The organism is Bradyrhizobium sp. ORS 375 (genome assembly GCF_000239775.1).
In the GTDB taxonomy this organism is placed as follows: domain Bacteria; phylum Pseudomonadota; class Alphaproteobacteria; order Rhizobiales; family Xanthobacteraceae; genus Bradyrhizobium.
In genome coordinates, this window is the sequence record NZ_CAFI01000208.1 from 1 (window position 1) to 6,441 (window position 6,441).

Sequence of the window (6,441 nt, forward strand, 5' to 3'; positions counted from 1 at the left end):
AGCGCGGTCAAGAAGGTATGGTCGCTGATCATGTTGTCCTGCGGTCCTCGGCAGCGTGTTGCAATCGATATTCATATGCATTATTTCTTATATACGAAGCTAGAGAAGTAACAATCATGACAACGCGGGTCGCACGCAAAGCCAAGGCTGTCTCGGTGGCCGCGGGCCTGGAGGACAAAGCCGAGGAGGCCGCGCGGCTGCTCTCGGCCATGGCCAACCCGAAGCGCCTCATGGTGCTTTGCAACCTGATCGACGGCGAGCGCGCCGTGGGGGAGCTCGCCGAGCAGGTGGGTCTGCGCCAGGCGGCGCTGTCCCAGCATCTGGCCATGATGCGCGCCCTCGACCTGGTCGCGACCCGGCGTGATGGCCAGACGATCTATTACCGGCTGGCGAGTGACGAAGTCCGTGAGGTCCTGCAGACGCTGTATCGGCTGTACTGCGCCTGATCAGCGCGCGCGATGCCACAGCCGCGTGAGCGGACCGCTCGCGCCACGCACGGGATCGGTCTCAGGCAGCGGCACGTCCGGAATGCTCTTCAAGGCGCGGGCATGGTTCTCCGGCGTCGGTCGCGTGATCTGCATCTTCGGCCCGGGCGGATAGGCGCCGACGATGCAGAAATCCGCGCTGGCGGAGATGCACTGATGCCCGGTGCCGGCCGGCAGGATCGCAACGTCACCCGGGCTGAGCTCGAGCTCTTGGCCCTGATCGCCGCCGAAGCGCACCCGCGCCGTGCCGCTGGCGACGCCGAGCGCCTCATGCACGGTCGCGTGAAAATGCAGATAGTCGTAGACGCCGTTGCGCCACGTGTCGCCCCAGCCGTTGCCGCCGAACACACGCTCGATGCTCGCCGCGGGATCGTCGCGATCGAGCGCGATGGCAGCCCTGTAGACCAGGAACGGCATCGGATTGTTCGGCACCAAGCCATCATCGGCAAACACGATGCTGATCGGCGCGCTGCTGTCTGTGTGCCTCGATGTCATGCCCGCTCCCGACCGACCGCTCCCGCCATCAACACGATCAGCATCATCACCGTTCCGGCGCGCCGTGAGGCCACATTGACACCCCATCCTCCGCTGGATAGCGTTACAATAAGTAAGAATGAGTTCGGGAGGACCGTGTGCGGCTCGTCCGTAGTCGGCACGACACGAGATCTGCAATCCTGGGATACCTCTGGTGCTCCGGCGGCTCCTTCCGGCCCGATCTGGCCGCGGGTGTCGCGCTGACCGAAGCCAGCATCTCGCGCATCATCAGCGATCTGAAGGCCGAGGGTGTCATCGAGGAGACCCGGCGCGCGGCGCCCTATCGCGGCGGCCCGAGCCTATTCATCACCTTGAGCAACGCCATCTCCGTTGCCGCGATCGAGATCTCCAACAACCGCCTCTATGCCGCTATCGGCACCTTGGCCGGCGAGACGCTGTACGCGGAGCGCTACGACCTGCCTGACGGCATCGGCGCCGCCGCGGTCACGGCGACGGTGACCCGGGCGGTCTGTGAGCTCGGGTCCTGGGCCGCGCCGCGTGGTATCGTGCTGGAGCAGTTGGCCGTCTCGATTCCGGGCTATGATCCCGATCTGCGCGCCAGCCCGATCGTGCCGCTCGATGTTGCGGCGCTCGCCGACGCCCTGCAGCGCGAGTTGCCGGAGACGCCGGCGCGATTGACCAATTCGATGGTCGCCCGCGCCGTCGCGCATCGGCTGCAGATGGGAACGGGCGTGCTCGGCGGCTCGTATTTCTTCGTGTTCGTCGGTCATGGCGTCGGCGCCGCGATCGTCGACGAGCTCGCTGAAAGCGGCGATGTCGAGACCTGCGAGATCGGTCATGTCGTGATCGATCGCGGCGGCCGATGCTGCCGCTGCGGTCACGGCGGCTGCCTCGAACCCTATGTGTCGACGGTTGCGCTCGCCGACATTCTTCAGGTGCAGGAAAGCGATCTGATCGGCCGCGGCGACCGCTGGCCCGATGATTACGACATCTCGCCGGCGGCGCGGGCGGAGATCAAGGCTCGGTTGGGCCTCTTGGGCCTGGCGATCGGCAACGCGCTCAATCTCACCCGGCAGCGCAACGTCGTCATCGCGGGATGGCCCGGGGCTCTGCCTGCCGAGGATCGCGCGGTGGTGATGGAAGCCATCGGCGCATCGCGCCTCGGCGGCTTGCAGGGCATCGCGCTCACATTCTCCACGGCCAGCCTCGGGCGCGAGCCGGTCTCCGGACTGGCGCTTGCCGCCTTCTCGTTCATCCGCCGCAGCGGCGCGCGCCGCGCGCAGCAGCAGCAACTGATCTCGAATTGACACACATCGGCGGCGGTCGCGTCCGACGATCATGGGGAGGAAAGCATGAAATCACACGACGCTCTGGCGGGCGCTCTGCTCTGCCTGGCCGCAGCGCTGCCGGCCACGTTCGCAAACGCCGACACCGTGCTGAAGGTGAAGCCGTCGGGCGACCTCAAGGTGCTCGACCCGACGATCGCCGCGGATTCGATCGCGCGCAATTTCGGCTACATGATCTACGACACGCTGTTCACGGTCGACGACAAGCTGCAGGTCAAGCCGCAGATGGTCGAGAGCTGGACTACATCCGACGACCGCAAGATCTGGACCTTCAAGTTGCGCGACGGGCTCAAATTCGGGGACGGGGCGGGCGTGACGTCGGAGGACGTGGTCGCCTCGCTCAAGCGCTGGAGCCAGGCCGATGCGATGGGGCAGATGCTCAATGCCCATGGCGCCTCCTGGGAGGTCGTCGACGCCAGGACCTTCAGCCTGACCTTGAAGGAGCCCTGGGGCTTCGTGCTCGATGCGCTCGCCAAGCCGGGCGCGCCGGTGCCCTTCATTGTTCCGGCACGGGTCATCGCCGCGACCGCTGCCGGCCAGCCCCTCGCGGATCAGACCGGCTCGGGGCCCTTTGTCTTCAAGAAGGATGAATGGGTGCCGGGCTCCAAGCTGGTGTTCGCCAAGAACCCCCATTACGTGCCGCGCGCCGAGCCGGCGTCGGGACTCTCGGGCGGCAAGGTCGTGAAGTTCGACCGCGTCGAATGGCTGATCATCCCGGACCAGCAGACCGCGCTCGACGCGCTGAAGAAGGGCGAGCTCGATATCGCCGAGGACATTCCGACCGATCTCGTTCCGGTGGCGAAGGCCGGCAAGAACGTCGTCGTCTCCAACCAGGACGAGATCGGCGTGGCGCAGCAGATCCGCCTGAACTCGATCCAGCCGCCGTTCGACAATCCCGCCATCCGCCGCGCCGCTCTGCTCGCCGTGAATCCAACTGATTACATCGAAGCCTGGGGCGGCGGCGAGGGCGGGCTGATCAAGGCCTGCAGATCGTTCTACATCTGCGCCTCGCCCTATTACACGGAGGCCGGATTCCCGTCGTTCGATCTGGAGAAGGCGAGGGCGCTGCTGCGCGAGAGCGGCTATGACGGCACGCCGGTCGTGATCCTCGACGCCTCGGAAAATGCGCAGATCCACCCCGCGAGCCTGGTCGCCGAGCAGCAGCTCAAGGCCGCGGGCTTCAAGGTCGACGTGCAGGCGATGGACTGGGCGAGCGTCGTCAGCCGTCGCACCAAGAAGGAGCCGGTCGGGCAGGGCGGCTGGTCGATCTTCATCTCGGGTCCGGGTGGTCTCGATATGATGCTGCCGATCAGCCATCTCGGCCTGCGCTCGAACTGCGACAAGGCCTGGTTCGGCTGGCCGTGCGATGCCGAGATCGAGAAGCTGCGCGCCGCCTTCGGCGACTCCGCCGATATGGCCGAGCGCAAGGCGCTGGCCGCGCAGATCCAGCAGCGCGCCGTGCAGACCGTGCCATACATCCCGATCGCGGTGGCCTATCAGTTCCGCGCCGCGCGCGCCGACCTGACCGGCATCCTCAATCCGCCGGCGCCGGTGTACTGGAACGTCTCACGCAAGTGAGACAGCGCGGGCTAGCCCTTCGGCAGCTCGAATACCAGGCACGTGGTGGTGGCATGCGCGAGCAGCCGCCCCTGCGTGTCGACGATCCGCGCTTCCGCGGTCGCCGCGCGGCGACCGAACGACAGCGTGGTGCCTTCGGTCCGCACCACGCCCGTGGCCTCGGTCATCGCCTTGACGAAGGAGATCTTGAACTCGAGCGTGGTGTAGCCGCTGCCCTGCGGACACCGCGTCTGGACGGCGAGTCCCATCGCCGAATCCAGCAGGATGGCCGCGTAGCCGCCGTGCACCGAGCCGATCGGGTTGTAGTGCCGCAAGCCGGGCACGCTGTGCATCACGACATGGCCCGGCTCCGCGGTGCAGTCGAACGGTTCGACGGTCCGCATGATCGGCGGCTGCGGCAGCGTCCCTGCAAAGACGCCGCGCACGAAATCGAGCCCGGGCATCGAGGCCAGCACCGACACCGGCACCACGCCGAATTCGATCCCGGATACGACGGCTTCGCTCATGTCCCATTCTCCAAATAAATGATGTTCATCATACAAAGAAGGCGAACGCAGCGCGAGCGCAAAACGGCGGCGGCGTCGTCAAGAAGGCAAGGGCGAAAAAAATGCCCGGGAGCGACCCGGGCATTCGATCCTCGTCACGAGCTCGGCGTCAGGCCGCGCTGCGCTTCTTCTCGCGCATCAGCTCGGCGAAGCGCTGGAACAGATAATGCGAGTCGCGCGGGCCGGGCGAGGCTTCGGGGTGGTACTGCACCGAGAACACCGGCTTGCCTTCCAGCGCGATGCCGCAGTTCGAGCCGTCGAACAGCGAGATGTGGGTCTGCGTCGCGCCCGCCGGCAGCGTGTCCTGGTCGACCGCGAAGCCGTGGTTCATCGAGGTGATCTCGACCTTGCCGGTGGTCTCGTCCTTGACCGGATGATTGGCGCCGTGATGGCCCTGATGCATCTTCTTGGTCTTGGCGCCGACGGCGAGGCCGAGCATCTGATGGCCGAGGCAGATGCCGAAGGTCGGCGTCCCCGAGGCGATCACCTGCTGGATGACCGGCACCGCATATTTGCCGGTCGCGGCGGGATCGCCGGGGCCGTTCGACAGGAACACGCCGTCCGGCTTCATCGCCATGATGTCCTCGGCCGAGGTCGTCGCCGGCACCACCGTCACCTTGCAGCCGACGCCGGCGAGCAGGCGCAGGATGTTGCGCTTGATGCCGTAGTCGATCGCGACGACGTTGAACTCCGGCTTGGCCTGCTGGCCAAAACCCTCGTTCCACACCCAGGGGGTCTCGTCCCAATTGAAGCGCTGCGCCGAGGTGACCATCGGCACGAGGTCCATGCCCTCCAGCCCTGGCCACTCCCGCGCTTCCTTCTTGAGCGCGTCGAGATCGAACGTGCCGGTCTTCGAATGCGCGATGACGGCATTCGGCATGCCCTTGGAACGGATCAGCGCGGTCAAGGCGCGCGTATCGATGCCCGACAGGCCGATGATGCCGCGGGCGCGCAGCCACTGGTCGAGATGCCGGGTGGCGCGGTAGTTCGACGGATCGGTGATCGCGGTGCGCAGGATCACCCCGCGGGCGCCCGGCGTCGCCGCCATGTTCACCGTCTCGATATCCTCGTCGTTGGTGCCGACATTGCCGATATGCGGGAAGGTGAATGTGATGAGCTGGCCGGCATAGGACGGATCCGTCAGGATCTCCTCATAGCCGGTCATGGCGGTGTTGAAGCAGACCTCGCCCACGGCGTGGCCTTCGGCGCCGAGGCCGTAGCCTTCCAGCACCGTTCCATCGGCGAGCACGAGGAGCGCGGTCGGTTTATGGTCCGGCCAGGCGGCGTCAGTATCGATGTGTGTCATGAGGCCCCTACATAGTGGGGCTTGAGCCCGGCGTCAAAGCGTGAGGCGGCCGATTCACACGCGATTTCGGTCAATTTGCGCTGAGAATCGCTCGATTTCGCCGTCCGTCACTGGAACGGATGCGGAACCGAGTTGTTTCGCGGGGACGAACCGCCTAGACCAGCCGCCAACCGAATTCGAGAGGGCGAGATCATGCTGCGCGACGACATCAACAACGCGGTCAAGGAGGCGATGAAGGCCAAGGACGAGCGCAAGCTGTCCACCCTTCGCATGGTCAACTCGACCCTGAAGAACGCCGACATCGCCGCCCGCGGCGAGGGCAAGCCGCCGCTCACCGACGCCGACGTGCTCGCCGTGCTGCAGAAAATGATCAAGCAGCGCCAGGAATCCGTCGAGCTGTACGAGAAGGGCGGCCGCGCCGAGCTCGCCGCTGGCGAGCGCGAGGAGATCGCGGTGATCTCGGCCTACCTGCCGAAGCAGATGAGCGACGACGAGGTGAAGTCGGCGATCTCAGCCGCGGTCACGGAGACCGGCGCTGCCGGCATGAAGGACATGGGTAAGGTCATCGCGGTGCTGAAGGCGAAGTACACCGGCCAGATGGACTTTGCCAAGGCCAGCGCCCTGGTGAAGGCCGCGCTGTCGAGCTGATCTGCTGATTGCTACAGCGAGAGACGAGCCGCGAGGGC

Annotated in this window: 7 protein-coding genes; 4 read left to right on the plus strand and 3 right to left on the minus strand. The window is 66.1% G+C overall.

The features are described from left to right. The first annotated feature begins 116 nt into the window (after window positions 1-116). Window positions 117-446: an ArsR/SmtB family transcription factor gene (locus BRAO375_RS17745; protein ID WP_009028842.1), complete on the plus strand. Its 330-nt coding sequence runs from the start codon at window positions 117-119 to the stop codon at window positions 444-446. Here BRAO375_RS17745 and BRAO375_RS17750 read toward each other — a convergent pair whose 3' ends face one another. Next, window positions 447-980: a cupin domain-containing protein gene (locus tag BRAO375_RS17750; protein ID WP_009028843.1), complete on the minus strand. Its 534-nt coding sequence runs from the start codon at window positions 978-980 to the stop codon at window positions 447-449. 137 nt (window positions 981-1,117) lie between these two features. Between BRAO375_RS17750 and BRAO375_RS17755 the strand changes: the two genes are divergently transcribed. Further along, window positions 1,118-2,287, plus strand: a complete 1,170-nt coding sequence (locus BRAO375_RS17755; protein ID WP_009028844.1) for an ROK family transcriptional regulator — start codon at window positions 1,118-1,120, stop codon at window positions 2,285-2,287. A 45-nt stretch (window positions 2,288-2,332) separates the two neighbouring features. After that, window positions 2,333-3,904, plus strand: coding sequence for an ABC transporter substrate-binding protein (locus BRAO375_RS17760; RefSeq protein WP_009028845.1), 1,572 nt, complete (start codon window positions 2,333-2,335; stop codon window positions 3,902-3,904). 11 nt (window positions 3,905-3,915) lie between these two features. Here BRAO375_RS17760 and BRAO375_RS17765 read toward each other — a convergent pair whose 3' ends face one another. Continuing rightward, the gene (locus BRAO375_RS17765; protein ID WP_009028846.1) at window positions 3,916-4,410 is read right to left on the minus strand and encodes a PaaI family thioesterase; all 495 of its coding nucleotides are present in this window, start codon (window positions 4,408-4,410) and stop codon (window positions 3,916-3,918) included. A gap of 148 nt (window positions 4,411-4,558) precedes the next feature. Further along, window positions 4,559-5,755, minus strand: a complete 1,197-nt coding sequence (carA, locus tag BRAO375_RS17770) for a glutamine-hydrolyzing carbamoyl-phosphate synthase small subunit (protein WP_009028847.1) — start codon at window positions 5,753-5,755, stop codon at window positions 4,559-4,561. Window positions 5,756-5,947: 192 nt separating this feature from the next. Between carA and BRAO375_RS17775 the strand changes: the two genes are divergently transcribed. Beyond that, complete coding sequence (locus tag BRAO375_RS17775) at window positions 5,948-6,403, plus strand: GatB/YqeY domain-containing protein (protein ID WP_009028848.1); 456 nt, start codon at window positions 5,948-5,950, stop codon at window positions 6,401-6,403. The last annotated feature ends 38 nt before the right edge of the window (window positions 6,404-6,441 follow it).

Excerpts from the sequence above, each read along its gene's own strand:
- BRAO375_RS17745 (WP_009028842.1), top strand. The coding sequence starts at position 117 with ATGACAACGCGGGTCGCACGCAAAGCCAAGGCTGTCTCGGTGGCCGCG.
- BRAO375_RS17750 (WP_009028843.1), bottom strand. The coding sequence starts at position 980 with ATGACATCGAGGCACACAGACAGCAGCGCGCCGATCAGCATCGTGTTT.
- BRAO375_RS17760 (WP_009028845.1), top strand. The coding sequence starts at position 2,333 with ATGAAATCACACGACGCTCTGGCGGGCGCTCTGCTCTGCCTGGCCGCA.
- BRAO375_RS17765 (WP_009028846.1), bottom strand. The coding sequence starts at position 4,410 with ATGAGCGAAGCCGTCGTATCCGGGATCGAATTCGGCGTGGTGCCGGTG.
- carA (WP_009028847.1), bottom strand. The coding sequence starts at position 5,755 with ATGACACACATCGATACTGACGCCGCCTGGCCGGACCATAAACCGACC.
- BRAO375_RS17775 (WP_009028848.1), top strand. The coding sequence starts at position 5,948 with ATGCTGCGCGACGACATCAACAACGCGGTCAAGGAGGCGATGAAGGCC.